The organism is Nonomuraea sp. NPDC026600 (assembly GCF_040638335.1).
Taxonomy (GTDB): domain Bacteria; phylum Actinomycetota; class Actinomycetes; order Streptosporangiales; family Streptosporangiaceae; genus Nonomuraea.
The window spans coordinates 48,329-73,199 of sequence record NZ_JBEZYD010000006.1 but is presented as its reverse complement, the minus strand read 5'-3'; the positions used below and the strand labels follow the sequence as shown (position 1 = coordinate 73,199).

Sequence of the window (24,871 nt, the reverse complement as noted above, 5' to 3'; positions counted from 1 at the left end):
GCGCCAGTTCTACACCCTGCTGTACGGCCTGTCCCCGCAGGCGCTCTACCGGCTCATCGTGCAGAACGAGCCCGTCGAGCTGACCGGCGAGAAGGCCCAAGCCTTCCTCAACACCCTGTAACCAGCGCGGGAGGTGGACTCCCGTGGGCATGACCGTCGGCGAGCTGACCGGATTCATCGACCTGGAAGACAAGGGGTTCGCCTCCGAGCTGCGGTCTGCAGGGCAGGGCTTGTCCCGGCTGCAGTCCACCACCAGCTCGGCCACGAGCAGCATCGAATCCACAGTCACCAAGAGCTTCTCCGAGATCGAGAAGGCGATCGCCGACGGCCTCGACCCGACCGCGGCCATCGCCGACCTCGACCGGCTGGAGAAGGAGCTGGATGCCGGGCTGGCCGACATGCTGGCCGAGGCCGACCGGGCCGCCGCCGAACTCGACGCTGAAATTGGAGACGCGTTCGACCGGCTCGACGACGGAGCCCGCGAGTCAGGCCGCCGCGCCGGTAAGGAACTGTCCGACGGGCTTGAGACCGGTCTGCAGGATGCCGAGCGGGCCGCCCGCGAGTCCGGCGAGGACGCGGGCCGCGAGTTCGGCGACGGCGTCGAGAGCAGTAGCGGCGGGGCTGGTGGCGGGGGCCGCATGTCCGGCATCGCGTCGAGCTTCATCGGCGCGCTGAAGGCCGCGCCGTGGCTGGCGGCCGGCGCCGCGATCGGCAACCTGATCTCAGACGGCATCGCGGGCGCCATGGACGCTGAGAAGGCCAAGGCCAAGCTGAACGCCCAGATCGGCGCCTTCGGCCCGCAAGGCAAGAAGTACGGCAAGATCGTGGGCGAGCTGTATGCGCAAGGCTTCGGTGAAGGCATGGGGGACGTGGCCGATGCGGTCAAGTCCGTGGTGCACAACCTGGGCGGCATCGGCAAGGCGAGCAAGGAGAACGTCGGCCAGATCAGCAAGGACGGCCTGATCGCGGCCCAGGTGCTCGACACAGACGTATCGGAGGCGACCCGCGCCGCCGGGCAACTCGTCAAGACGGGGCTGGCGAAGGACTGGAAAGACGCGTTCGACCAGATCATCGCAATGACGCAGAAGGGCGGCGACGCCTCCGATGACCTGCTCGACACGCTGACGGAGTACTCCACCCAGTTCCGCGAGGTCGGCATTTCAGGGCCAAAGGCGTTCGGCCTACTCTCTCAGGCGTCACTTGCGGGGGCCCGCGACCTGGACACCGCCGCCGACGCGATCAAGGAATTCGCGATCCGCTCCAAGGACGGCAGCTCGACGTCCAAGCAGGCGTTCCAGGCCATCGGCCTCAACGCCAACGAGATGTTCAAGACTTTCGCGGCCGGCGGGCCGAAGGCCGACAAGGCGATGACGGACGTGATCGCCCGGATCAAGGCGATGGAAGATCCGGTCAAGCAGAACGCCGTCGTCACCGCACTGTTCGGCACCAAGGCCGAGGACTTGCAGGATGCGCTCTTCGCGCTCGACCCGACCAAGGCCACCCAGGTGCTGGGCGACTTCGCAGGGGCGACGAAGAAGGCCGGCGACGAGCTGGGCAGCACTGCGGACGCCAAGCTGACCGCGTTCAAGCGCGGCCTTGAGCAGAATGTCGTCAACTACATCGGCGGCACTGTCCTGCCCAAGTTGGAGGAGCTCGGCGACGGTCTGGCGATGTCGGATCTGCCTGCCCAGCTGGAGGAGTCGAAGCAGGCCGTCCTCGATTTCTTTGACGGCATACTCGGCAAAGTCGAGGAGTGGGCGTCCGGTAACGAGGTTCAGCTTTCCGCGCTGAAGGACACGTTCGACGAATATTTCGGCTCGATCAAGACGACCGTCACTGAGGTGCTCGACGCCATCGAGGCGTTTTGGGGCGAGTGGGGCGACGAAATCCTCACGACCGTCACCATCGCCCTCGATGCGATCCTGTCGAGTATTGGCGGCTTCATCACCGTGATAGGCGGCATTTTTAAAACCGCCAAATCCTTGCTGACCGGCGACTGGCAGGGTGTGTGGGACGGGCTCGGCGAGATCGTCGAGGGCGGGACGCGCGGCATCCGGTCGATCGCCGACTCCGGCATGAGGCTGCTCGGCGAGGCGATGGGCTTCAACTGGGACGACATCAAGGCCCGCGGCAAGAAGGGCATAGACGATCTCGTCGCCAACGTGAAGGCGTTGCCGTCGAACCTGAAGTCGATCGCAGCCCAGGCAGGCCAGTGGCTGCTGCAGGCCGGGCGCGACCTGATCCAGGGCATGATCAACGGCGTCAAGGAGAAGGCCACCGAACTGGCCAACGCAGCCAGAGGTGTCGTCCAGTCCGCGGTCGACGGAGCCAAGAACCTCCTCGGTATCCACTCGCCGTCGACCGTGTTCGCGGAGATCGGCCATTGGACGGTGAAGGGCCTCATCCAGGGCTTGGAGGCCGAGAACGGCAACGTCAAGTCGACCGTCGAGAAGATGGTCGACACGGTCAAGAAGGCGTTCAAGAGCCAGCCGGACGTCGCCGACGGGCTGATCGACTTCATCAAGGTCGGCAACACCAGCCTTGAGGCGCTCGCCAAGAAGCGCCAGGAGCTGGTGGAAAAACTCGCAGCGGCTAAGGAGATGGCCAAGCAAGTCGCCGGCAGCGCCGAAGAATGGGCGGCCATCACCGGGCTGAAGGCTGAGGACATCACCGGCGCCGGAGACATGGCGGCCGAGCTGACGAACAAAGCCAGCGCGATCAACAATTTCGCCAACAACATCAAGACCCTCGCAGCGCGCGGACTGAACAAGAAAATCATTCAGGACATTATTGATGCCGGAGTCGAGAAGGGCGCGACTTTCGCCGAGATGCTGGTCGGATCCGACGGCTCTGAAATCAAGGCGTTGAACAAGGCTCAGGCGGCTGTCGATAAGGCGTCGAAGAAGTTGGGTAAGGCGAGCGCGGACGCCATGTACGACGTCGGGAAGAAGAGCGGCGAGGGCTATTTGAAGGGCCTTGAGGACAGCTTGAAGAAGCTGGACAAGGAGATGGAGAAGATCGCTAAGGCTCTGATCAATGCGATCAAGAAAGCGCTCAAGATCAAGTCTCCGTCGCAGGAGCTGGCAGACGTCGGCGTCATGACCATGGAGGGCCTCAACGTCGGCATGAGCAGCATGCTCGGCTCCGTCATCAGCACGGCGCAGGCCATCATCGGCCAGGCCGTCGCCGCCGCGAAGAAGACGGCCGGTACAGGCGGAGTGGGCGGCATGGTCGCTGGCTCGCTGCCCGGCGACGGCTACCTATCCCCAGGCTCCAGCAAGGCACTGGTGATCGACGAAAGCCAGATCGCCACACTTCCCGGCGTCGCCTACTCGGGGACGCCCGCCACGCCCGCAGCCAGCCCGGCGGCGGGCGGGGTGACGGTGAACATCGAGAACGCGACCGTCACGCAAGAGTCCGACTTCGCCAAGCTCGGGGCGCAGTTCGGGTTCGAGTACATGGCCCACGCCTAACCCCCCCCACCCCACCGATGAGAGGAGGCGGTCTCGGCATGCAGGAGGAGTCCGAGTACGGCCGCAAGCTGCGCGCCAAGAACCTCCAGGTCCGCACCGGCGGGTGGACCTGGAACACCCGCGATCAGGTGCTCGCGGACACGCCTGACCGCAAGACGGTGCGCGATCAGGCCGGTAATGACGTGACCGAACGGACCGACGAGAACGGCGGCTACCACCGCGACGTCACGATCAATCTGAGGAGTTAGCGGTGGCCATCACCAGAGACCTGATGTTCATCGACACCCAGATCAAGGGCCTAACGAACGCGATCGCGCTCAACATGGGCGACAGCGGCGCGGGCGCGTTCAAGATCGCCCTTTTTCAGGATTCGATCACCCCGGATGCCTCCCAGACCAACCCCGCCTACGGATCGTCGCCGTTCGCCTCTGGCGAGGTGTCCGGCGCGGGCTACAGCGCCGGCGGCCTGGCCCTCACATCCGTCGTGTTCGAGGAGCTGTCCGGGTCGCCGGGCTGGATGCGGTGGGACTTCGCCAACCCCTCCTGGGCGTCCTCGACCATCACCGACGCCAAGGGCGGCCTCTTCTACGCAACCGGCCTGTCTAATCGCGCTGTTCTGTTCAGGAGCTTCGTCCAGACCTACTCCAGCCAGGACGGAACCTTCTCCGTGAACGTCCACGCTGACGGCGCGTGCAAGCTCAACGTGGTCGGTCCGCTCCTTTAACCCCTGATCTTCGTCCCGCCTGCGTGCGGGGTTTTCGCATGTCTGGAGTCTCCTGATGACGCTGTACATCGCCTTCAACGGGCCGATGGCGACGACGGCCGCGCCCGTCCCGGTCACCACCACCACCGCGATCAAGACCATGCTGCAGATCGCCACCCCCGCCACCAAGATGATCAAACCGGTGTGGTGGGGCATCAGCTTTTCCGGGTTCGCGGCCGCCGCCCCGATCGTGTGCGAGCTGGTCGAGACCAATGTCGCCGCCACCGTGACCGCGCACGTGGCGGCCGGAGTGCAGCCGTACGACGACCCGGGCGCGTTGGCGTCATTGATGACGTTGGGCACCAGCGCGACCGGCTACACCTCCACCGCCGAAGGCTCGATCACCGCGACGAGGCACGCCGACCTCAAGCAGGTGGCGCCCACCAGCCAGTACGACTACCTGTGGCCATTGGGTCGGGAGTTCAAGGTCGGAGCCAGCAAGTTCCTGAGGGTGCGGGTGACGGCGGCCGCCGCGGTCAACGCCACCTGCTTCGTCGTCTGGGACGAGTAGCGCCATGGCGATCGCCATCGACGCGACTACGCCTGCGATCGTCACCGGAACCACCACGTGCACCACCGCCAGTTTCACCGCGCCGGCGAACAGCCTGCTGGTGGCGCTCGGGGCTGCGGCCGACGGCGCGGCCACCCTGTCCATGTCCAACTCGGGGACAGGGCTCACGTGGACGACGCAGGTGCAACACATGACCGGCGAAGACTCGGGCGCCTTCGCTGTCGCCGCGTTCATCGCGACCGCTGTGGCGGTGCCGTCGGTGGCGCGCACGGTCACCTTCACCACGTCCTCAGGCGGCAGCACTGTGGACATGAAACTCCTGGTGGTGACCGGCGCTGATATCGCCGGGACGCCGGTCGGGGCGAAAGGCGAAGGCCATTCGAGCACCGCGAACCTCAGCGCGGCTGTTTACACGTCCACGGTGGCTCAGTCGCGGGCGGTGGGGATCGGCACTGACTCCACCGCCACCGGGGGCAGCCCGACCTCGAGCGACACCGGGTTCGCGTTCGATCACGCTTTCGATGCGTCCGGCATCGCCGTCTACAAGTCGGCCGACACTGGGTCGTCCGGTACCGGCGTCACGCTCAACTTCAACGGCAGCGGTACCCGGACCTGGAACTGGGCAGCGATCGAGATCCTGCCCGCCGTCGCGTCGTTCGCTGCACCACGCCCGCTCACTCCCGGCATGTCCGCGCCGATCTTCCGCGGCGCCTACTACTGACCTGGGGGCCGTGAATGGCACGTTTGGGCCGCAGCTTCCCGATCCGCCCGATCACTACCCGGCAGCTGTACCGGCGCGACGCTGACATCGATCTACCCACGTTCAGCCTCGGCTGGGAATTCCCGGCCATCACGGTCACGTCGCCGTCAGTGTCCATCCCGCTGCCGAGTTTCGCGCTCGGCTGGGTGTTCCCCTCCCTGTCGCTGCCGATCGGGCTGGACACGTTCGCGCTCGGCTGGGAATTCCCGGCGATCACCGTCTCGATCCCGGTCGCCCCCGGCGACGACCTCACCGGGCCCGGCCAACTCTCGCTCAACGGCTTCAAGATGGGTTCCGGCACCCCGTACCGGCTCGACGAGCTGATCGGCGTCGACTTCGACATGCCGCCCATCGACAACGGCAACGTCAACAACCCGTCCAGCGACGGCGCCCAGTCCGGCCGGAAACTCGCCCAGCCGCGCATCATCACCGCATCGTTCAAGGTCACCGCCACCCGCGAACAGATGCGCGAAGTGATGGAAGCGTTCCGCGACAACACCCCGCTGGCCGACTCCGATGAGGAGTTGGACCTGGCCATCCAGGTCCTCGACGTCATCTACGTCACCCGGGGCGCCGTCACCCGCCGCTCCGCACCGATCAACAAGCAGTACCGGCTCGGACTGGCCAAGGTGGTCGTGCAGATCGAATGCTCGGATCCGCGCCTGTACTCGCAAGACCTGGTCAGCGCCCAAATCGTCGACGGCGGCTCCGCCGAAGTAACCAACCTCGGCAACCGGAAAACGCGGCCGTTGATACGCGTCGCGGGACCGGCCGACACTCCGAGCCTGACCGTGTTCCGAACCCTCGCCGACGGGTCCGAAGACCTGAGGGTGATCACCTTCAACACCGTCATTCCAGACGGCGACACGCTGACCGTCGACATTGCGCGCGGCACCGCCGAGCTCTCCAACGGCACCTCGCTCACCCGCTACCTGACCGGCAGTGTCGCATTGCCGTCCTGGGTGCTCGGCCGCGGAGTGTCCGAAATCTCGTACGAGACAGCGGCCGGCACCGCGCCGGACGTGGTCGTGCTGTGGCGCCACGCCTGGCTGTAAGAGAGGAGTGAGCCGTGGTCGCCTCCGTAAGAAGCGTCGCCGCCACCCCGAACGCCTTCTTCGCCGAAGGCAGCGCCGCACGTGGCGAAGTCCAGCCCGGCGACCTGATGCTTGCCTTCTTCAGTCAAGGCCGCGGCAGCCTCGCCAACATGAGCCTGTCCGGCGGCGCCCCGTGGGGGTCGCCGATCGCCTCGGTGGTCGGCCCGGCCGGAAGCCAGCCGTTCGCGGGCACGAAGATTCTCCGCAAATACGCGGGAGCTGACGAGCCGGAGGCTTACGACGCCACGTTTGGCTCCGACAATCTCGGCGCCGTCATCACCATCCTCGCCATCAAGCAGGGCGACGCGGCCAACATCCAGATCGTCTCCGCCGACGGCAGTGTGGCGCCGGCCGTCACGCCCGGGGCAGCATCGGGGCTGGAGATCCGTTACGGCGCCGCGTCCTCGTTCGGGCCGCTCACCTGGGCCGACCTGCCCGGCTATGACGGCCTGGACATGCAGGCCGACAACTTCGCCTCCATCAGCATCGCCGTCCGCGCCTACCTGTCGACCTCACCGATGGCCGCGGTCGACCTCGACCCGTCCTCCAGCTCGTTCCCGATGCACGCGTTCACCGTGCTGGTTCACTCGTCGGGGTCGGGCGGCACCCCTCCGACGCCGCCTGTCTTCCCGGTCAGCACACCAGGCCGAGGCGAAAGCCACATCCGGACCAGCGTCCACGACCTGCTGACCGGCGCCTACTACGACGACATCTTCCCCTCCGGCCTAACCTTGTCCAGGTTGAACTCCCAGCCGGGTGCGTGGCGCGGCCGGCTCGACCTGGCTTCCCGCTCCGAGGCCAGGAAGATCGGCGAGATGTTCCCGCCCGACTACGGCGACATGACGGCCGGCCCCGGACGGCTGGTGGCCCATACCTACCGCTCCGGCGTGCTGTGGGGTATCCACTGGCTGCACACCACCGACGAAGGCCAGGACGCGAGAGGCAACCCCTACCTCGAGGTGTCCGGCAGCACCTTGGACGCCTACCCGCTGTACGTGGCGATCGAAGAGCAGTTGTCGTTCGGCGACGACCAGCTGCAGAACGCGAGAGATCTCATCTCGCACATGCAGGCCACCGCCGCCTCCAACATCGGCCTCGGCTTGATGGCCGGATCGTCCGGCGTGATCCGACTCCTGGAGGTCGTGCCGGGCCCGAACGTGTTCTACGGCAACACCCTGGCCGACTACGCCAAGGCCAGCGACGGGTTCGAGTTCGTGGTGAATCCGCGGATCGTCGACGGCGGTATCGTCCGCTCGCTGGAGTTCGGCGCCCCCAAACTGACCGGCTCCGGCGTGCACACCTTCTTTCAGGGCGACGACGGCGGCACCATCACCTCGTGGCGCATCACCCGCTCCGCGTTGGCCGGCGCCACCCGGTGGGGCGCGTATGGTGGCACGCCGCAGCAGGAGGACGCCACCGAGGGCGCGGTCCCGGTGAAGGGGGCGCTCGTCACCACCCCGCACGTCGCCGCCGGTTATCCGATCATCGACAAGCGGCCCACCCACCCCGGCGCCAGCACGGACCAGACCGTGGTCGACCGGTTCGTCGAATACTGGGCCGCTCGAGCGCCTGGCGCACCGCCGGTTTTCACTTTCGACGTGACGATCGGCGCGGAATCCACGCTCGGCCCCAACTCGATCGGCGACCAGGTGCGCGCCGTGCTCGACAACCCCCGCTACCCGATCAAGGCCGACGGCAGCGCCAGCTTCGACAAGAGCCAGCGCCTCATCGGGTGGGAACTCACACCGGCCGACCGGGGCGCGGGCGGCAAGGACAAGCTGCGGCTGATCACGGAGACGGGGATCGAAGAGTGAGCATCTACGACGCGGTCGGCTCAACCGACGTCCGCATCGTCAAAGATCTGGAGACGCGCATCGCCGCCCTAGAGACCCTGGTGCGTACGGTGAACGGCGCCCCAGTCACCAAGGCGAGCAGCGCCTTCTTCCTGCCCAACAGCTCGACCCCGGCCACCCCGACCGGCGGATGCCGGGCGTACGCGGTCGGCGGCGAACTGCGGATCATCCAGTCGGACGGCCAGGTGCGCCAGATCTCCGAATTCACGCCCGCCGACAACGTGATCGTTCCCGGCATCAGCGCGCCGAACGCGCCAGCCAGCTACAACCAGGCGCAAGCTCAGGCCATCTCAGACGGGCTCGCCACCACCTACAACAGCCTCGTCGCGCTGATCGTCAACCTGCGGGCGGCCGGGATTCTCGACGTCTGATCGTGGCCGCCCGCGGGGCTCGTGCTGTGCCCAAAGGGAGCGCGGGCGGCCACCCTGCATCACGATCGTGCCGCTTGTTCTTCCGTGGGCGGACAGGCGGCATTCCCCTTTTCATGGCGAGGAGCGATGTGGTCGATGAGCCGTCCCTGGGTGAGGTCTCCCGCCGGATTGACCAGGTCGCCGTGTCCTTGACACAGCTCGTCCAGCGGACCGAGTACACAGCTGACCGGCGCTTCGACGACAGGCGTTTTACCGAGCTTGAGTCGGATGTCACCGAGCTACGACGCCACCTCACCGAGGAGATGCGGGCCCTCAAAACGTCCATCGACGCGGCCACGGAGCGGCGCGGGACGAACGTGAGGCAGGCGGTGTACGCCGGGGTTCTGCCCGCAGTTCTGGTGCTCATGGGGATCGTCGTGCAGATCTGGCTCGCCCGGCAGGGGGCGGCCTGATGGGTGTGCATGTGCGGCGACTACGCCGTAACTGGCTGCTCGTCTCCGCCGCTGCTGTGATCGGCGTGCTGGTGGTGGTCATCTCGATGCAGATCCATGCTCTCGGTGAGCAGCTGCGCCAGGCCGAATCGGACAGCGCTGTGCTGGCTGATCAGGTGAAGCGGCTGGGCGGTGTGCCGCTGGTATCACCGTCTCCGGGTCCTCAGGGGGAACGCGGGCCTGTCGGCCCGTCCGGCCAGACGGTGATGGGGCCCCGCGGCCTGACCGGTGCTACCGGCCCGCCTGGGCCTGCGGGTCGGGATGGGAAGCCAGGCAAAGACGGCGCCATCGGCCCTACCGGCTACCCGGGGCTACAGGGAGTTCCCGGCCCCAAGGGAGAGAAGGGCGACACCGTCACCGGCCCTCCAGGAGCCAAGGGTGAGCCGGGCAAAGACGGCAAGGACGGCGCGGACTCCACCGTCGCCGGACCCAAGGGCGAGACCGGGCCCCGCGGGGAGACCGGCCCGCCGCCGACCTCCTGGACCTTCACGGTCGGCGTCATCACCTACCGGTGCACGCCTGACGGGACCGGATCCACCACCTACTCATGCAAGCCGGAGGGTTGATCGTGAGCGAGAAGACCGAAGCGGAGCTGACCTCCGAGGGCGTGGACCAGCACCACTGGGGCCCGACCGAGGACGACGAGGAAGCCGTCCTGCGGGAGTTGTACGGCGAACCCGGCCCTGACGGCATCTACCGCGGGGAGGGACTGTGACCGCCGCGAAGATGCTGGTCGAAGCCCGCAACGACCTCGGGATGACCGGCCGACCGAACCGGATCACTCGGGCCTACTCGAGCAGAAATGGCGACGTGTTCCTCGAGGCTCCTTGGTGCGACCAAGGGGTGACTGAGTGGGGTCGCCGCTCGAGCAACGCCGCCGCGGTGCTACCTCGAGGAGACCGGGCGTTCACGGTGTGGCACGCCGAGGACGGCAAGACGCTGGGTCTGTGGTTCGCGGGCACCGCGGCGAACATCAAGGCCCACGCCGAGCCGGGCGCCCTCGTGTTCTTCGACTGGGATGGCACCGACAACATCGCGAGGATCGACCACATCGGGATCGTCGAACGGAATCTCGGCGACGGCCGGATCCAAAGCATTGAGGCGAACACAGGCGACGCCGTGAAGAGGCGCGTCCGGGGCTCGAGCGTCATCGCGGGCTTCTGGGTTCCGCTCTACGCCGGCGGATCCGCTACCCCTGCCCGGCCAACCCCCGCCGCGGCGAAGAACCCTACGGAGGTCCTGGTGAACAAGCTGCCTCTGATCAAGCCCGGCGCAAAGGGCAAGCACTGCGGGACGATCTTCTACCTGCTGAAGGCCCGCGGCTACGCCAAGCTTCTGGACCCGAAGGTCATCGACCCCTTCGTGTATTCGCCGCCGATCGTGGCCGAGGTGAGGAAGCTGCAGGGCGCCAAGGGCCTGAAGAAGGACGGCGAGGTCGGCGATGCGACCTGGCCGGTGCTCGTAGGCGTGTAGCCGTGGACGGCCTGTTCACCCGCTACTGGCGGAGTCTGATCGGCCTACCTGCCCTGCCGCGGCATCCCGAGCCCGCGGAGGAGCAAGAGCCCGACGACGGGCGCATCTCCGGCCTCGTCGACGAGGCGAACTGAACGCCGTTCAGATCCTTAACAATCCGCGTGATTTTATCGCGCCGATTCTTTAGGCCCTGACCTGGCCTTCCTCGGGCGCGCTGCCAGATGCGGCGCGCTCTTCGTATGTCCCCCATCTCTGAGGAGCATCCCTCGTGCGCATCTCGAAGAGCGCTGTCCTACTGTCCGCCGTCCTCGTGGCCACATCCGTGACCGGGACGTCCGCCTCGGCCGCCTCGCTGGCCGACATCCCGAACCTGGAGATCGGCGCCGTCGGCTGGAACTGGCCGGGCGCGGACAAGCCGTGGAACCGGAACGCCGAGCGTGTCGACGTCAAGAACACCTCCACGGAAGCGGTCAACGTCAAGGGCCTGATCGTGGAGGACTCGTGGCGCCACGGGCAGCCCGACAGCTACACCGGGCCGTGCAACCGGTTCACCGTCACCAGCGTCCCGCAGGCGGACGGTTCCACCGCTGAGACGCTGCCCGCCGGTCACACGCTGCGGGTCTACGTGGGCGCGGGCACGCCGAAGGTGATGGCCGGCACCCGCCATGACGTGTTCATGGACTCGCCGGCCAAGTGCGGCTACAACGGCCACATCTTCAACAACGGGCCCGGCTCCAGCAAGCAGGCGCCGTGGGAGACCGTCTGGGTGAAGCTCGGCGCCAACACCGAGAGCAAGTCGTACAACTACTCGTTCGGCTACTGGGTGCAGTAAGCGATCAAGGTGTTGTGGATCGGCTGATTTTATCGGCGCTTCTCCAACACCTGGGGGCCGACGAACGCCCCGGAAATATACCGGCGCGCATACCACCGGCCCTGACCAGCGGAATCACCGCTGGTCTTATAGTTTTTCGACCTCATTGGAGGGGTCATGAACGTAGGCAAGTACGCAAAGACCTTCGTCGCCGCGCTGTTCGCTGCCGTGGTCGTCGCCAAGTCCGCCGTTGGTGATGGTGTGATCTCGCCACAGGAGTGGATCGACATCACGCTGGCGGTCCTCACGTCGCTAGGCGTGTGGGCGGTCCCGAACGCCCGGCAGCCCGAGGTGCCGCCGCGCTAGTCCACGCCCGTGTGTGATCATGGCTGATTTTATTCGCCTTGATCACACACCTTGACATCCCCGTTGTACGGCAGCGCGAGCCGTACCGAGGCCCCCGTCACTTCCCCGCCTGGGGAGGTGACGGGGGCCTTTCGCTGTGTTGCGAGACGGTTCTCATCGCGATGGGAGTGCTCGTCGAGCTGCATGGATCAGGTTGTGGGCGTCGGAGCCATACACTGCGGACTCCTTGAGCGTCTTCCAGGCGCGCAGGTAGGTCGCAACGCTGTCAGCATCATCAAGCCACAGCTCGGCGTGCCAAGTCTCAGTGACCACTTGGCGATCATCGTAAATCCAGAAGCCGACGCCGGGCGGGACCTTCAGCGGGGCACTGAGCGGCACGATACCCAAGTCCACCGTGTCCAAGCCGATAATCCCCGTGAGGCGGTCAAGCTGGACGGCAAGCACTGCTGGCGGGCAGATCAGGGCGCGTAAGACCGGTTCCCAGAGAATGATCTGATAGCGCCTGCCTCCGCTATAGAGAAGCTCTTGCCGCTTCATACGAGCCCGTACAGCCTCTTCCGTGTCTCGCGGCGATTTGTGCAGATCAGCGGAGCGAGTAAGCACGGCGCGCGCATAGTCGGGAGTCTGGAGGATGCCGACAATCCAAGAAGATTCCCACGCACGCAGCACGGTGGAATTGGCCTGCGCCGCATTGTGCGCGTCTTGAACCGGCCTGTGACCTGCGGCTAGTTGGCGTCGCCAAGACCTGATATGAGACTCGAACCCTCGCAGCTTGGCGAGCAGCTCGTCATACGTCTCGGGCTGCCCGCACGCCTCTGCCCACATCCGGAGATCGTCGGGGGTGGGAGTCTGTCTGCCGTTCTCCAGCCGACTGACCTTGGACTTGTCCCATCCGTGCTTCTGGGCAAGCTGTGTACCGGTGAGCCGCCCCCCAGGAGCCGAGAGTCTGATCTCTCGAAGCCGAATGCCTAATGCTTCGCGCGCTCCCTGGTAGTCCGTGCTCACCGATACACACACCTGTTTCTGGGGCTAATTCGCGACCATTCTCGCTGCGAACTCCTTGTATGGAATCGCGTAGTGCTGCGCGGCGTCGCAGAGCCGGTTGTACTGATTGACCCGAGCAGGCTCCATGATCAGCTCGGCGCCTGTGAGGTTGTCGGCATCGTCGAAGACGCACAGGGCAACGATGTGGGAGTCGAAGATCCAGAAGTCTTCGTCAGGTAGGTTCGCGCGCTTGGCATCTGAGCGCCACATGTTGCGGACATCCTCGCCGAGAGCGGCATTCTTCTCGGCGTGTGCGAGAAGGTACAGCTGTCCCGCGCTGGGAGGATCATCGACGATGCGCACACGGCCCACGGCCGCGCCGTCTTCGGTCTTCGCGCGGATGGTTTTGCTCCAGGGGGTGGTGAGATCCCAAGTAGGGGTCTCGCCCCGCACGAACTGCGCGTAGGTCTCGGTGGTCTCGTCGGAGGCATAGCGGGTGCGCATCTCCAGATGCCATGCGCTGTGCTGGAAGTTCTCGAAGAGACGGGCGAATTGCTCCGGGGTAAGGATTCGCGGCTTGGCATCCCGGTCTCGTGGGCCGAAGTCGATCAGCGTGTTACGGGGCACCACGATGGCTACTTCGTCCTTGTCGAGGTGCTGAAGCTGGGCGATGTCGTCGGGGTCGGTGAGTGGCGGTCCGTGAACGATGACCTCACCCGTGTCGACGTCCTCATGTACGGCGGGGCAGCTGCCCTCGCCGGAGCCTGTGCCGTTGAAGCGTAGTCGACGCGCCATGACCAGTTCCTTTCGTCCGGACTGATCTCTCAAGCTTCTCCGTGGTCGGCGCTTCGTGCCCGAGCCTCTGTCGGCCTGCGTCAACAACATCGCTCAACTTCGCTAAGCCGTCAAGCAACTTCGCGCAACCTTCGTGGCGGGCCCTGCTGCGTGCTCCCTACCGTCCTGGGCATGGCCCTCCCCTACGTCCCGGACTGCGACATCGCGCAGCTCGGCGACGGCATGTTCCTTGTCACGCATCTGACCTCTGGCCGCACGCGTACAGCGGCGACCAACCGGCAGGCGCTGATCGTGGGCACCGGGCTGGCCATCGCCTGGACGTGGCGACAGGCCATCGGGGAGATGTGTTGAGCCGCCATCAAGACGTCCGGTACACCAGGGCCGCCGCCTCGTCCGCACGGCCTGCTGCCGGACTCAACCCTGCCCGTTCCGGACCGGCAGGGCTCGGCCGGGGCCCGCGCGCCACCCCGTGCGCGGCCCCGGCCCTCGACCACCTGAAGCGCGGCTTGCGCCGAAATGGTCATCCCCATGAGGAGAAGCGTGAACGCGAAAGCGAAAGAGCCGAAGAAGCCACAGCCACAGCCGAAGTCCAGTTGCCCGCCTCACAATATGGTCGTCGAGAACATCATCAACGGCATCGTGTACACAAGATGCAGCAGGTGCGGTCTGGGCATGCAGACGCGCTAGAGGTGGGGGAAGACTGCGATGAGGTGATGGCGCCTCGCCGGACCCCCGACCCGCAGCCCTCCACCAAGCCCACACCGGTGCCCCTGCCATGGGTCACGTCCCCGCGGGAGCCGCCGCTTCGGACGGGCGACCCGACATGACGGCCGTACAGGCGCCGTACGTCACGGCTTTCACTGGGGAGCACGTCGCCCTCAACCTGGCCATCGCCCGCCACGCCGGCGCCATGACCAAGGCTCGGCTCTCCTACCGCGATCCAGTCGATGAGGACTGGATGTTCGGAGCGCTGTGGGCCCGCCAGGCGACCAACCGCGTCGGCGACCCGGACTTCAGAGCGCTGCACACTCTCCGGCAGAGGGAGTGCATGCTCGGCCGCCTGTGCCAGGTGTGCCAGGGCAGCGCCGCCGATCCGTCCAGCGGACGCCTGTGGTGGGTGTGGCCTGCCCCGGTGGCGGCGAGTTCGGCGGTCTTGTCCAAGCCGCCCACCTGCCGCGCCTGCATTCCCAAGGCCATCGCTGCCTGCCCGTCGCTGAGGGGTAGCGCCCACGTCTACACCTCGGACGACTACGAGCCTCGCGGCGTCGTCGGCCACGTCTTCTCCGACGTCGGTGGCGTGCTCCGCATGCAGGAGGGACTACTTCCTGGCCGCTTGTGGGAGATCCCCCTGGACGCCTTCCGCAGGCTGGAGTACACCCTGGCCCGCGCCTTGATCGTCCGTACATGGGGGCTGAGGCGCGAGCACATTCCGCGACCTGGTGGCCCTACATCTCGGTGCAACGCAGACGCACCGACCATAGACAGCCCGGCTTCCGCTGCCCTCGGCATGGGCAGCGGAAGCCGGGCCTCAGCCCCCTCGGGAATGTGAGACCCGGCGGCCCGTCAAGCCGCCGTGCGGGTGGCCTCGCCTCAGGGCTGGAGGGCCTCCAGGCGGGGCCACCCACAACCAACAAGCACGGAGTCCCGATGAACTCTCAGACGTCACACCTCGTCATGATGCTGGCCAGTGTTGGCGTGTTCCTTATCGGCGCGGTCGTGGTGTGCGCCGATAAGGTCCCTGATGGCGTGCGCTGGGTGTGGCGGCGCATCACCGGCTCTCGATAGAGGACATAGAGACTCCCGGCACGAGCGCGGAGCCGGGAACGGGCGGTCCCCGTCTGGCCTATCTGGAGGGAGGGCCAGGCTGGGGCCGCCTCTGGCAGGGTCGGCTAGCTGCGGCCGAACCGGGCCCGGATCTCCCCCGATCGGTCGCAGCCGGGGCACGGCCGGAACCGCCACGGCAACACCCAGGAACGGATCATGCCCCTGCCTCCGCACCGGCCGCACTTCTTGAGCGGGTTCCGGCGGCCAGCCAGATAGATCACGGCGACGACCGCGGCGGCAAGCGCGAGCGCAGATAACGGGTCCATCAAAACTTTCCTCCCAGAGGTAGCGGCAGCGGCGCAGGTAGCGGAGCCGCTACCTGACGCGCTACCTGTCTGACGTGCACAAACGTGTGAAGGTAGCGGGTAGCGGCCACCCCGCGGACCCCTTGGAAACGGCCTGTACGGGCCTGTCCGGGGTGAGCGGTGGCCGCTACCCGCTGACCAGCTCCCGCCGCTCCAGGACCGCGTCGACGGCCTCCCGCTTGCAGCCCTTCAGGACCTGGCCGCCGGAGTTGACGTTCTCGCTCGGCACGTCCAAAGAGCGAAGCAGCGACGACACCGACTCGGCCGTGACGCCCTCGTACAGTTCGGGACGCTGCTCGGCGAGCAGCTCGGCCAGGCGCTGCCAGTGCACGCCCGGCCGCCCCGCCGGCCACACCCTGACGACGTCGATCAGCACGTCCAGTCGCGGAGCTTCCGCTCCGTCCGAGCCGACGATCTGGCCGCCTCGCAGCTGGGCCGCGCGGGCGAGAATCTTCGCGGCCGCCTCCGGCGTGGGGAACTGGCTGCGTACGGCGGTCGGCCGTTCGAGGCCGGTCACCATCGCCCAGCCGGCGTCGATGCCGGGCCGGTAGGAGGTGGCGCTGATCCCGGCCCGGTAGGCGCCGGTGCCGAGAATCATGTCGTTGGCGATGTGGTCCTGGACGGCGAGGCAGGCGCGCATGGTGACGCAGCGGGTGATGTTCGGCGGGACGCTCTTCTTGTCGGGGATCTGCGTGGCCAGGATCACGATCAGGTTGAGGGCTCGCCCGCGCTTGATCAGCCGCTCGGCCGCCGCCGCCACCTCCTTGTTGACGAGCAGCTCGTGCGCCTCGTCGATCAGGATGACCACCGGGTGCAGGCCGACCCCTGCCGCGGCGAGATCCGGCGTGACCTTCCCCTCAGGGGCACGGCCTTCCTTGCGGAACTTCTTGATCCTCTTGCCGCGCTTCTCGGCCTCGGCCAGGCCCCACGCGATGATGTCGGCACCGCCCTGTAGAGCCTCGTCGTCGACGCCGCAGTAGTAGGCGCTGCACAGCCCGGCGTCGTCGAAGTCTGTGAAGTCGCCCGTTCCCTTGAACTCCGCGATTTTGAACTCGACGGTCGGGTCGAGGCACGCGGCAAGGGCGAGCGCGCGCGCGAAATAGCTCTTGCCGGATCCCGGCACGCCGCCGATCAGCCAGTTCCGGGCGAACAGCTCCGTGCCGATCGCGCGCTGCCGCTGATCAGAGCCGAAGTCGGCCACCTCGAACACCGACGTGCGGGCGTTGTCGGCCGTGAGCGACCACTTCGGCTGCCGCATCTTCGACGCCGGGAGGTACCCGATCCACAGGTCGAGCTGGCCGTCGTGGTCGGGGCCTACCGACGGCCACACCTGGTCCTGCGGGAGCCGCAGTGCCGACGACAGGGCGCCGCGCGCTTCGCACACCTTGACCGCCTGCACCCCGCGCGGCAGGTTGACGCGGGCGAGATGGCCGGGCCCGTCGCGGTGGATCGCGAACGGGAACGTGATCGTGGCCGGATCCTTGATCCCGGCGATACCGATCACGCACAGGGCTTCCCGCACCTGCTCGGCGGTGAGCTTCCGGAACCGGCTGGTGACGATGGCCGGCCCGACGATGGGCCGGTCCGCCGGATGCCCCACCGTGCCGAGCACCGTCGTCAGCCCGGCACCGGCCAGGGCGTGCCACGGCGCGGGCACGACCAGCATGGTGGCCGCGGTGGCGCCGAGCGCGGCCAGAGTCCCGGTAAGGAAGATGGGCATGCGGGCGCGGACGTGCTCGCCGCGTACCTTCTCCAGGGCGAGGTACGCCTGGACATCGTCCTTGGCGATCTGCGCCTTGCGGAGCGGCTTCTGCTCGGCGTCTGACGCCCACCGCCAGGCGCCGCGGACCGTGACCCACACGCCGCGCGGCGCCCACCACAGGGTTTTCGCCAGGTACTTCGGAGAGTGCCAGGCGTGGAAGCGGGTCCGGTACCACAGGTTGCCCGCCCACCAGCGGGCCGCCGCCTCGAAGTCACGGCGGCTCCGCGCCCACGCGGGCAGGATCGGCCGCCGCTCATCAACCTCGCGACCGGTGATGGTCGCATAAACGGTGGCCGGCTCGTCGTCCTCATCCTCGGGTAGGTCGACGGGTTCGCCGGTGTCGATGTCGGTCGGCTCGGTGACGACCTCGGCGTCATACTCCTGGACGTCGAGGTCGCCGCCGGGCTCATGTTCAACGGTCACGGTCACGCGCCCGCTGCGATGATCAGGGCTGCGATGAACAGCCAGCCGATGTGCCAGGACTGGTCCAGCGCGTGGGCGCCGGTTCCGAGGTGGAATGCCTGCTTGCCAGCGGCATCCACGGTGTTGCTGCCGAGCTGGTAGAACTCGCCCTTCCCGGTGTGCTCGGCGAGCCACTGCAGGGTGAACCGGCGGTCTGCCCAGTAGTGCGAGACGGCGTCCACGAGCAGGCCGACCGTGACGAACAGGAGCGACGGGCGCAGGCCCGTGACGAGACAGATCGAGACGAGGAACGCCACCTTGTGTCCGGTCAGGAGGAGGACGTGCCCAAGGCAGTGCTTGCGGCCCTCGTGGGCGTGCTTGCCGCGGGCTCCCTTGCCGAGCGCCTGCTTGTGAGTCTGGCCGTACCAGTGATCGCCGAAGGAGTGGGCGGCGAACAGGGCGGCGAATGAGGCGGCGAAAACGGCGAGCCTGATGAGCATGTCGAGGGTGGTCACGGCGCGACCGCCGTACCGGTCGCGGACGACCCGTTGGAGGACGGCACGGGCACGTCGTTCATGAGCGCCTCGTCGCGCATCTGGGTGATGCGCTGGCGGACCTCCGGAGAGGGCGCCGTGCCGGTCGGCACGACACGGTCACCCCAGCGCACGGCGGGCTTCGTAACCGGCTCCTCGGGGGCGTCCGGCTCGACGCTTCCGGCGCGCTCCCGTTCCACTTCGGTGATGATCTCTTCGGCCTCGCGAGACTCCAGACCCCACCGGTTCGCGAGTGCCCGCCGGCCGATCCGCTTGTTGCCGGTCTGAAGGCTCTCCTCGAAGGTGAGGCGTGCCGCCTCGAACCGGTCCACCGGCATCACCGTCACGACCCGTTCCACTTCCACGGGCACCTCTACGGGCTGGCACACGTGCTCTTCCGGGAGAGGGTGATTCACCCTCTCGGTGACCTTCCGGCTGGACCGCACGATCCACATCAACAACTCGTACGCGCCGACGAACGCGATCGGGGCTAGGGCGCTGAGCAGGCGCGATCCCGTTCCGCCATCCCAGCCGTTGGCGACGTTCGCGATCAGCGTCACGATGCCGCCGCCGACGAGCGCGGCCTTGGCCAGAAGCGGCACAGGCACTCCGCGGCGCGAGCAGTGGACCATGACGAGCGACGCCATCACGATCACGCCGTCCGACATCGCCGGGTACAGGACGGCCATGTCCCGGTGCTCCCCGAGAGCGATCGAGAGAGCGAAGAAGTGGTGGTACGAGACGTAGCCCGCAGCGGCGGCGACACCCAGCACAACGATGACGGCAGCGGCGCGGATGAGGAAGTCTCCGACACCTCGCGTGCCGGTCTCCTCGACGGGCTCGACGGGCGGCACAGCACGGTCTCGGCGGCCATGGAATCGAACGGTCAGGAAGGCCCTCGTGCGGGCGAGCTTGCGCCGCTTCAGGCGCGGCGGTTCGGCCGATGCCAAGGTCGGCTCGGTAGGGTCTTGGACCACAGTCGGATCTCCTGTCAGGCAGGGGTCGGATTGAGGTCCCCGGCCGGCGGTGAGGTCGCCTGCCGGGGACCGGCTTGTCAGGACGTGCGGCGCGTCAAGCGCTCGCCCCCAACGTCACGCCCGCCTGGTAGAGGGCCTGAGCGATGGCGGCCAGTTCGCGGACGTCGACGGCGGCGAGGATCTCGGCCCAGTCGGCGGCGGCCTGCGGGGTGACGTCGTGGTGGTGGCGGTGGCCGTTCGCGTTGTAGTCGAGCTGCACCCACGACTCGTCGAGCATGTCGCCCGGCCTCTCGGTCAGCGACAGGCCGACCTTCAGTCCGGCGAACTCGGCGATCACGCCCTTATGGTTGGCGGCGAACGGGTCCTTGTGGGCGACCTGGCACCAGCGGTGGCGGCATCTCATCGGGTCGGCTCCTCGTTCAACAGCACCGAGCCCTCGTCGAGCAGTTCGGCGATCTCGCGGATGCCGCGCCGGTCGAAGGTGCGGATGATGTAGCCGATCACGCTGGCCTGCTCGGCCGACAGGGCGATGGTGGTGTCCTGCCGGTCGAGGTCGGTGAGCTTCACGACGACGGCCTTGTCCTGGCCGTGGATGCGCACGTCGAGTTCGACGAGGCAGTGGGAGTGGTCGAGGTGCTCGATCAGGTCCAGGTTCGTGTGGTGGGGGCCGTCCGGATGGAGGTGGGCGGCGGAGCACCAGTAGTAGACGGTGCACCGGTTGTTCGACGGCGGTATCTTCGCCATCAGATCTCTCCCTGTGTGTGCAGGTGATTGAGGTCTAGGCCCCCGCCCGGTGGTTGCACACCGGGCGGGGGCCGTTTCGCTATGTGGAGACCGCGCGGCGGCGGTCGGACAGACGGACAACGTTGTCGGGCAGCACCGTGGGCGAGGTGGCTCCGGTGATGTCGACACCGGCCGCGTCGAGGAGCAGGCCCACGCGGACGGTGAGCCGCATCATCTGCTCGTGCATCTTCAGCAGTTCGGCGACCGGTACGCTCACGCTCGGCCCGCTCACGCCCCACCTCCCAGCAGCAGGCCAGCGGCGGTCAGCTCGTCGTGGAAAGCGTCCATCACGAGCGCCGCGGCGAACTGCCCGACCTGGTCGCGGTGCTCGGGCGGCAGCACGTTCCACACCCATTCGTCGATCTGCTCGTTGCTGAGGGCGTCGCCCAGCTCGACACTGGCCTGACGTGCCTGGCGCTGAGCCTCCACGTAGCCGCTTGCCCAGGTCGCCCGGAGCAGGCGGGTCAGGGCGTCTTCGGCGGGGGCGCTCACTTGGCGACGGCCTGACGACGCGCCACCAGGTCGCGCACGAACGACACGAGTTCGTCGATCTCGTTGGCGGACATGATGTCGTAGACGTTGCTGATGCCGAGGTCTCGGATGTCGCGGCCCAGCTCGTCGGCGAGGATCACGGAACTGGCGGAGCCGAGCCGGAAGATCAGGCCCGCCTCGCGGTTGGTGAGGTGCGGCCTGTTGTTGAGCTTGACCGCGTCCTCGACCTTCGCCTCGAAGTGGTCGGAGACGGTGGCCGCGATGTGGCTGGCGCACTCGAACACGTCGCCGTGCCCGGGAACCTCGCCCGCGACGTGCATGGGCATGCCCTGGGCGCCGCAGGCGACGCAGGCGCGGCCCGCGAGCTGGTCGACGGTCAGCGGTGCGTCGTGGGTGGTGCACTCGAACACCTGGACGCCGTCGCGGACCTCGACCGGCTTCATCGGCTGGTCGCCGCGTCCACAAGTGATGCAAGCGCGGCCGTCAGCCTGCGCCGGGGTGAGCGTCATCGTCACGGGCTCGCCATGGAGCGTGATGGGCCGTGCCGTCTCGGCGTCGACACGGTCCTGAGGGGTGGTGGCTGCGGCGTCGTTGCCGCCTTTAACATCGTGCATGGGCTGGGAGCTCAATTCCCGGTCAAGGCCCTCGTCCGACGTTGCAGTCGCCGGACGGGGGCCGCCTAACCGATGTAGGGAATCGCTTCTATGTGGCGATTGCTCTAGGTGCCACAGTAGTAAACGCCAATAGGAATCGCAAGAGGGTTGCGATAGCCTGTTGGGTATGGCGACCACAGATCCACTCGATGCCCTCGACGACAGCACGCGCAGATACCGCGAGACCGAGAAGACACACGAGGAAGCACGCAATGACGTGATCTCGGACGTGATCGCCGCCCTCAAGGCCGGCAAGCGTCCAACCGACGTTGTGGAGCATTCGCCCTTCACCGCGGCGCACGTCCGCAAGATCGCCCGAGACAACGGCATTGAACCCAGCCCTCGGGGCGGCGGCAAGAAGCGTGCCTGACGGGAGACCGGTAAGGGTGGGCGGCCCTGGGCCGTCTGTGGGCCGTCAGAGAGCCGACTCCGGCCAATCGCGGCCAACCACAGCAAACGACATTCACGCAGTTCTAGGGCTTGCAAGTTCAAGGAGAGGCAGGCCACAAAACCGCAGGTCGAAGCAAGACTCAGAAGGTGTACCTCAGGTGCTTGATCCCGTTGATGAAGTTGGACAGCAGGAAGTCGGGCTCCCCCTCCGACCTGATGCCCGGCAGGCGGGTGAACAGCTCGCGGAACATCACCGTCATCTCCCTGCGCGCCAGGTGGGCGCCCAGGCAGTAGTGCGGGCCCGGGCCGCCGAAGCCGACGTGCGGGTTCGGATCGCGGGTGATGTCGAACGCGTCGGGGTCCCGGAACACCGTCTCGTCGCGGTTGGCCGAGTTGTAGAAGAGCAGGACCTTGTCGCCCTTCTTGTAGTGCGTGCCGTTCATCTCGTGGTCCCGGGTGAGCGTGCGGCGGAACTGGATCACCGGTGTGGCGTAGCGGACGATCTCGTCGCACGCCTTGGTGACGCGGCCGTCGAAGTCGTCCAGGAGCAGCTCCCGCTGGTCCGGGTGGTCGGTGAAGAGCTTGAGCCCGTACGCGATCGCGTTGCGGGTCGTCTCGCTGCCGGCCACCACCAGCAGGATGAAGAACGAGCCCAGCTCCTGCGAGGTGAGCCGCTCCTCGCCGTTGACCAGCAGGCTGACCAGGTCGCCCGTGGGATGCTTGCGCCGCTCGTCGCCCAGGCGGGCGGCGAGCCGGTTCAGGGAGAAGCCCGCGTGCAGCAGCTTGGCCAGGCCGCGGGCCACGTTGACGCGGCTGAACTCGGGGTCGATGCCGGTGTACTCGGGGTCGGCGTTGCCGAGGATCACGTTGGTCCGGCGAAGCACCATGTCATGAAATGTCGCCGGAATCCCCATCATGTCGCAGATGACGCGGACGGGGAGCCGGGCGGCGATCTGCGCCACGAAGTCGCCCGGGCCTTCCTTGATCGCCTGGTCCACGATCTCGGCGGCGGCCGTGGCCAGGTCCTCTTCCATCTTGGACAGGATGCGCGGGGTGAACGCCCTGGACACGATCCTGCGCAGCCGCGCGTGCCGCGGGTCGTCCATGTTGATCATCGACCCGAAGTACACGGCCAGCCAGCGCGGCATGTCGGGCACGCTGTTGGAGCACGGCTCGCTGCTGAACACCGCCGCGTTCCTGCTGGCCTCGGACACGTCCGCGTGGCGCACGAGGGCGTAGTAGCCGGGCCCGCCCTTGATGAACGGCACAGCCTGCTCCGTCAGGAACACCGGCTGGTCGAGCTGCCGCAACCGGCGGAAGACGGCCAGGCGCTCGGCCTGGGGCAGCCCCCAGAACGCGAGCTGCGAGATGTCCAGGTCACTGGAGATCGTCATGAACCAAGCCTTCTGCAAGCGCTCACTTACGTCAAGAGCGCTTGGCGATGAGCTCGGCCCCCTTCTCGCCGATCATGATGGCCGGGGCATGCGTGTGCCCGCGGTTGAGGGTCGGCATGATCGACGCGTCCACGACCCTGAGCCCGTCGAGGCCGCGTACCTTGAGCGACGGGTCGACGACCGACTCGGCGTCGGTGCCCATGCGGCAGGTGCCGACCGGGTGGTAGAGGGTCTCGCCGCGCTCGCGGATCCACTGGGCGAGCTCGGCGTCGCTCTCCGGGCCCGTGTAGGGGGCCATCGGCCCGCCCGCGTACTCCTTCATCGCGGCGGTGGCGAAGACCTGCTTGGCCGTCTTAAGCCCGGCGATGAGCCGCTTGACGTCGGCCTCCTGGGTCAGGTAGCCGGGGTCGATCACCACCTCGCGGCCGTTCAGCCCGATCCGGCCGCGGCTCTCCGGCTGCAGCAGCACCACGCCGACGGTCAGCCCGTGGCCGGTCGGCGGCGTGAGGCCGTGGTCGATGAACGGGCCGGGCGCGAAGATCAGCTCGATGTCGGGGGCGGGCTCCTCCGGTGAGGTCCTGATGAACGCCACCGCCTCGCCCACGTTCGTGGTGAGCATGCCGGAGCGCAGCACGATGTAGCGGAGCAGGTTGCCGATCGACTCCGCCTTGGTCAGCGTGACCGGCTGCTTGGACTGCACGTACACACCCGTCGACAGGTGGTCCTGGAGGTTCTTGCCGACTTCCGGCAGGTCTCGCACGATCGCGACGCCCGCGTCGCGCAGCTCGTCGGCCGCGCCGACCCCTGAGCGCATGAGCAGGTACGGCGAGCCGATGGAGCCCGCCGACAGGATGACCTCCCGCTTGGCCTTGACCTGCGCGCCGCCGTCGTGCTCGATGCCGACGGCCCGCGTGCCGTCGAACACCACCCGGTCCACGGTCGCGCCGGTGATCACGGTCAGGTTGGGCCGCTTCAGGGCCGGGCGCAGGTAGGCGTCGGCGGCGCTCCACCTCCGGCCGCGGTTCTGCGTGACGGGCGTGGCGCTGAAGCCTTCGTTGGAGCGGCCGTTGAGCTCGGCGAGCCGCGCTAATCCGAGCTCTTCGCAGGCCTTGAGGAAGGCCGCGGTGGTGACGTTGGGGCTGCGCAGCTCGGAGATGAACAGCGGGCCCGCCGAGCCGTAGACGCCGCCGCCGTTGCTGCCGACGCGGTGCTCCGCCTTGGTGAAGTACGGCAGGACGTCGTCGTACGTCCAGCCGGGGATCCCCCACTGGTCGTAGTCGAGCTGGCAGCCGCGCACCCACATCTGCGCGTTGAGCGACGAGGAGCCGCCGATCACCCGGCCCCTGGGCCAGTAGAGCTCCCGGCCGGACATCTCGCCCTGCTTGGCGGTCGAGTAGTTCCAGTCGTAGTCGGTCTTGAACAGCTTGGCGAAGCCCGCGGGCATGCGGATCTCCAGCTTGTCGTCCTGCCCGCCCGACTCGACCAGCGCCACGGACACCCCGGGATCGGCCGACAGCCGGTTGGCCAGGACACACCCCGCCGACCCGGCCCCGACGATCACATAGTCGTACTCCATCGCGCCCCTCCCAGGGGTAAGTAATCTGGTACTTG

Annotated in this window: 32 protein-coding genes; 19 read left to right on the top strand and 13 right to left on the bottom strand. The window is 67.4% G+C overall.

Annotation, left to right across the window (positions count from 1 at the left end; all coding sequences use genetic code 11):
- Positions 1-149: 149 nt before the first annotated feature.
- From AB0F17_RS16025 to AB0F17_RS15955, 15 genes are all read left to right on the top strand, one after another.
- Entirely contained in the window at positions 150-3,473 is a 3,324-nt protein-coding gene (locus tag AB0F17_RS16025) for a phage tail tape measure protein (protein WP_358023846.1), read from the top strand.
- Between the two features lie 38 nt (positions 3,474-3,511).
- On the top strand, positions 3,512-3,721 hold the full coding sequence (locus AB0F17_RS16020) for a hypothetical protein (protein ID WP_358022601.1): 210 nt from the start codon (positions 3,512-3,514) through the stop codon (positions 3,719-3,721).
- Positions 3,722-3,723: 2 nt separating this feature from the next.
- Positions 3,724-4,197, top strand: coding sequence for a hypothetical protein (locus tag AB0F17_RS16015; RefSeq protein WP_358022598.1), 474 nt, complete (start codon positions 3,724-3,726; stop codon positions 4,195-4,197).
- A gap of 55 nt (positions 4,198-4,252) precedes the next feature.
- Positions 4,253-4,747 carry a hypothetical protein gene (locus AB0F17_RS16010; RefSeq protein ID WP_358022595.1) on the top strand — a complete coding sequence of 165 codons (495 nt, stop codon included), beginning with the start codon at positions 4,253-4,255 and terminating at the stop codon, positions 4,745-4,747.
- Between the two features lie 4 nt (positions 4,748-4,751).
- Complete coding sequence (locus AB0F17_RS16005; protein ID WP_358022592.1) at positions 4,752-5,468, top strand: hypothetical protein; 717 nt, start codon at positions 4,752-4,754, stop codon at positions 5,466-5,468.
- A 14-nt stretch (positions 5,469-5,482) separates the two neighbouring features.
- Positions 5,483-6,562 (top strand): hypothetical protein, encoded by a 1,080-nt coding sequence (locus AB0F17_RS16000; protein ID WP_358022589.1) that lies wholly within the window; start codon positions 5,483-5,485, stop codon positions 6,560-6,562.
- Positions 6,563-6,576: 14 nt separating this feature from the next.
- Positions 6,577-8,415: a hypothetical protein gene (locus tag AB0F17_RS15995; RefSeq protein ID WP_358022586.1), complete on the top strand. Its 1,839-nt coding sequence runs from the start codon at positions 6,577-6,579 to the stop codon at positions 8,413-8,415.
- Positions 8,412-8,825 (top strand): hypothetical protein, encoded by a 414-nt coding sequence (locus AB0F17_RS15990; RefSeq protein ID WP_358022583.1) that lies wholly within the window; start codon positions 8,412-8,414, stop codon positions 8,823-8,825. The genes AB0F17_RS15995 and AB0F17_RS15990 overlap by 4 nt, the downstream gene beginning before the upstream one ends.
- Positions 8,826-8,938: 113 nt before the next feature.
- Positions 8,939-9,277 (top strand): hypothetical protein, encoded by a 339-nt coding sequence (locus AB0F17_RS15985; RefSeq protein ID WP_358022580.1) that lies wholly within the window; start codon positions 8,939-8,941, stop codon positions 9,275-9,277.
- Positions 9,277-9,882, top strand: a complete 606-nt coding sequence (locus AB0F17_RS15980; protein WP_358022577.1) for a hypothetical protein — start codon at positions 9,277-9,279, stop codon at positions 9,880-9,882. The genes AB0F17_RS15985 and AB0F17_RS15980 overlap by 1 nt, the downstream gene beginning before the upstream one ends.
- Positions 9,883-9,884: 2 nt before the next feature.
- A complete protein-coding gene (locus tag AB0F17_RS15975; protein ID WP_358022574.1) occupies positions 9,885-10,031 on the top strand; it encodes a hypothetical protein in 147 nt (48 codons plus the stop codon).
- The gene (locus AB0F17_RS15970) at positions 10,028-10,789 is read left to right on the top strand and encodes a CHAP domain-containing protein (RefSeq protein ID WP_358022571.1); all 762 of its coding nucleotides are present in this window, start codon (positions 10,028-10,030) and stop codon (positions 10,787-10,789) included. The genes AB0F17_RS15975 and AB0F17_RS15970 overlap by 4 nt, the downstream gene beginning before the upstream one ends.
- Before the next feature lie 2 nt (positions 10,790-10,791).
- Positions 10,792-10,923: a hypothetical protein gene (locus AB0F17_RS15965; RefSeq protein ID WP_358022568.1), complete on the top strand. Its 132-nt coding sequence runs from the start codon at positions 10,792-10,794 to the stop codon at positions 10,921-10,923.
- Between the two features lie 134 nt (positions 10,924-11,057).
- Positions 11,058-11,621, top strand: a complete 564-nt coding sequence (locus AB0F17_RS15960) for a hypothetical protein (RefSeq protein WP_358022565.1) — start codon at positions 11,058-11,060, stop codon at positions 11,619-11,621.
- A 156-nt stretch (positions 11,622-11,777) separates the two neighbouring features.
- Positions 11,778-11,966: a hypothetical protein gene (locus AB0F17_RS15955; protein WP_358022562.1), complete on the top strand. Its 189-nt coding sequence runs from the start codon at positions 11,778-11,780 to the stop codon at positions 11,964-11,966.
- A 153-nt stretch (positions 11,967-12,119) separates the two neighbouring features.
- On the opposite strand, the gene AB0F17_RS15950 is transcribed toward AB0F17_RS15955, so the two are convergent.
- Positions 12,120-12,971 carry a helix-turn-helix transcriptional regulator gene (locus AB0F17_RS15950; protein ID WP_358022559.1) on the bottom strand — a complete coding sequence of 284 codons (852 nt, stop codon included), beginning with the start codon at positions 12,969-12,971 and terminating at the stop codon, positions 12,120-12,122.
- A gap of 24 nt (positions 12,972-12,995) precedes the next feature.
- Complete coding sequence (locus AB0F17_RS15945) at positions 12,996-13,745, bottom strand: DUF6879 family protein (RefSeq protein ID WP_358022557.1); 750 nt, start codon at positions 13,743-13,745, stop codon at positions 12,996-12,998.
- Positions 13,746-13,916: 171 nt separating this feature from the next.
- Between AB0F17_RS15945 and AB0F17_RS15940 the strand changes: the two genes are divergently transcribed.
- From AB0F17_RS15940 to AB0F17_RS15930, 3 genes are all read left to right on the top strand, one after another.
- Positions 13,917-14,096: a hypothetical protein gene (locus AB0F17_RS15940; protein WP_358022554.1), complete on the top strand. Its 180-nt coding sequence runs from the start codon at positions 13,917-13,919 to the stop codon at positions 14,094-14,096.
- A 424-nt stretch (positions 14,097-14,520) separates the two neighbouring features.
- Entirely contained in the window at positions 14,521-15,294 is a 774-nt protein-coding gene (locus AB0F17_RS15935) for a hypothetical protein (RefSeq protein WP_358022551.1), read from the top strand.
- Positions 15,295-15,392: 98 nt separating this feature from the next.
- Positions 15,393-15,530 carry a hypothetical protein gene (locus AB0F17_RS15930; RefSeq protein ID WP_358022548.1) on the top strand — a complete coding sequence of 46 codons (138 nt, stop codon included), beginning with the start codon at positions 15,393-15,395 and terminating at the stop codon, positions 15,528-15,530.
- A 104-nt stretch (positions 15,531-15,634) separates the two neighbouring features.
- Here AB0F17_RS15930 and AB0F17_RS15925 read toward each other — a convergent pair whose 3' ends face one another.
- From AB0F17_RS15925 to AB0F17_RS15885, 9 genes are all read right to left on the bottom strand, one after another.
- Entirely contained in the window at positions 15,635-15,835 is a 201-nt protein-coding gene (locus tag AB0F17_RS15925; protein WP_358022544.1) for a hypothetical protein, read from the bottom strand.
- A 166-nt stretch (positions 15,836-16,001) separates the two neighbouring features.
- The gene (locus AB0F17_RS15920) at positions 16,002-18,059 is read right to left on the bottom strand and encodes an AAA family ATPase (RefSeq protein ID WP_358022542.1); all 2,058 of its coding nucleotides are present in this window, start codon (positions 18,057-18,059) and stop codon (positions 16,002-16,004) included.
- A gap of 2 nt (positions 18,060-18,061) precedes the next feature.
- A complete protein-coding gene (locus AB0F17_RS15915) occupies positions 18,062-18,553 on the bottom strand; it encodes a transcriptional regulator (RefSeq protein ID WP_358022540.1) in 492 nt (163 codons plus the stop codon).
- Positions 18,550-19,548, bottom strand: a complete 999-nt coding sequence (locus tag AB0F17_RS15910) for a DUF2637 domain-containing protein (RefSeq protein ID WP_358022537.1) — start codon at positions 19,546-19,548, stop codon at positions 18,550-18,552. The genes AB0F17_RS15915 and AB0F17_RS15910 overlap by 4 nt, the downstream gene beginning before the upstream one ends.
- A gap of 94 nt (positions 19,549-19,642) precedes the next feature.
- Positions 19,643-19,951, bottom strand: a complete 309-nt coding sequence (locus tag AB0F17_RS15905; RefSeq protein ID WP_358022534.1) for a hypothetical protein — start codon at positions 19,949-19,951, stop codon at positions 19,643-19,645.
- The gene (locus AB0F17_RS15900) at positions 19,948-20,292 is read right to left on the bottom strand and encodes a hypothetical protein (protein WP_358022531.1); all 345 of its coding nucleotides are present in this window, start codon (positions 20,290-20,292) and stop codon (positions 19,948-19,950) included. Before AB0F17_RS15900 ends, AB0F17_RS15905 begins: the two co-directional genes overlap by 4 nt.
- Before the next feature lie 79 nt (positions 20,293-20,371).
- Positions 20,372-20,563 carry a hypothetical protein gene (locus AB0F17_RS15895; RefSeq protein WP_358022528.1) on the bottom strand — a complete coding sequence of 64 codons (192 nt, stop codon included), beginning with the start codon at positions 20,561-20,563 and terminating at the stop codon, positions 20,372-20,374.
- Positions 20,560-20,823 (bottom strand): hypothetical protein, encoded by a 264-nt coding sequence (locus tag AB0F17_RS15890; protein ID WP_358022524.1) that lies wholly within the window; start codon positions 20,821-20,823, stop codon positions 20,560-20,562. The genes AB0F17_RS15895 and AB0F17_RS15890 overlap by 4 nt, the downstream gene beginning before the upstream one ends.
- The gene (locus AB0F17_RS15885; RefSeq protein ID WP_358022521.1) at positions 20,820-21,437 is read right to left on the bottom strand and encodes a hypothetical protein; all 618 of its coding nucleotides are present in this window, start codon (positions 21,435-21,437) and stop codon (positions 20,820-20,822) included. Before AB0F17_RS15885 ends, AB0F17_RS15890 begins: the two co-directional genes overlap by 4 nt.
- A 166-nt stretch (positions 21,438-21,603) precedes the next feature.
- Here AB0F17_RS15885 and AB0F17_RS15880 point away from each other — a divergent pair, with 166 nt between their 5' ends.
- A complete protein-coding gene (locus AB0F17_RS15880; RefSeq protein ID WP_358022518.1) occupies positions 21,604-21,846 on the top strand; it encodes a hypothetical protein in 243 nt (80 codons plus the stop codon).
- A gap of 160 nt (positions 21,847-22,006) precedes the next feature.
- Here AB0F17_RS15880 and AB0F17_RS15875 read toward each other — a convergent pair whose 3' ends face one another.
- Together AB0F17_RS15875 and AB0F17_RS15870 are read right to left on the bottom strand one after the other, a co-directional pair.
- Complete coding sequence (locus AB0F17_RS15875; RefSeq protein WP_358022515.1) at positions 22,007-23,260, bottom strand: cytochrome P450; 1,254 nt, start codon at positions 23,258-23,260, stop codon at positions 22,007-22,009.
- A 31-nt stretch (positions 23,261-23,291) separates the two neighbouring features.
- The gene (locus tag AB0F17_RS15870; RefSeq protein ID WP_358022512.1) at positions 23,292-24,836 is read right to left on the bottom strand and encodes a GMC family oxidoreductase N-terminal domain-containing protein; all 1,545 of its coding nucleotides are present in this window, start codon (positions 24,834-24,836) and stop codon (positions 23,292-23,294) included.
- Positions 24,837-24,871 lie beyond the last annotated feature (35 nt).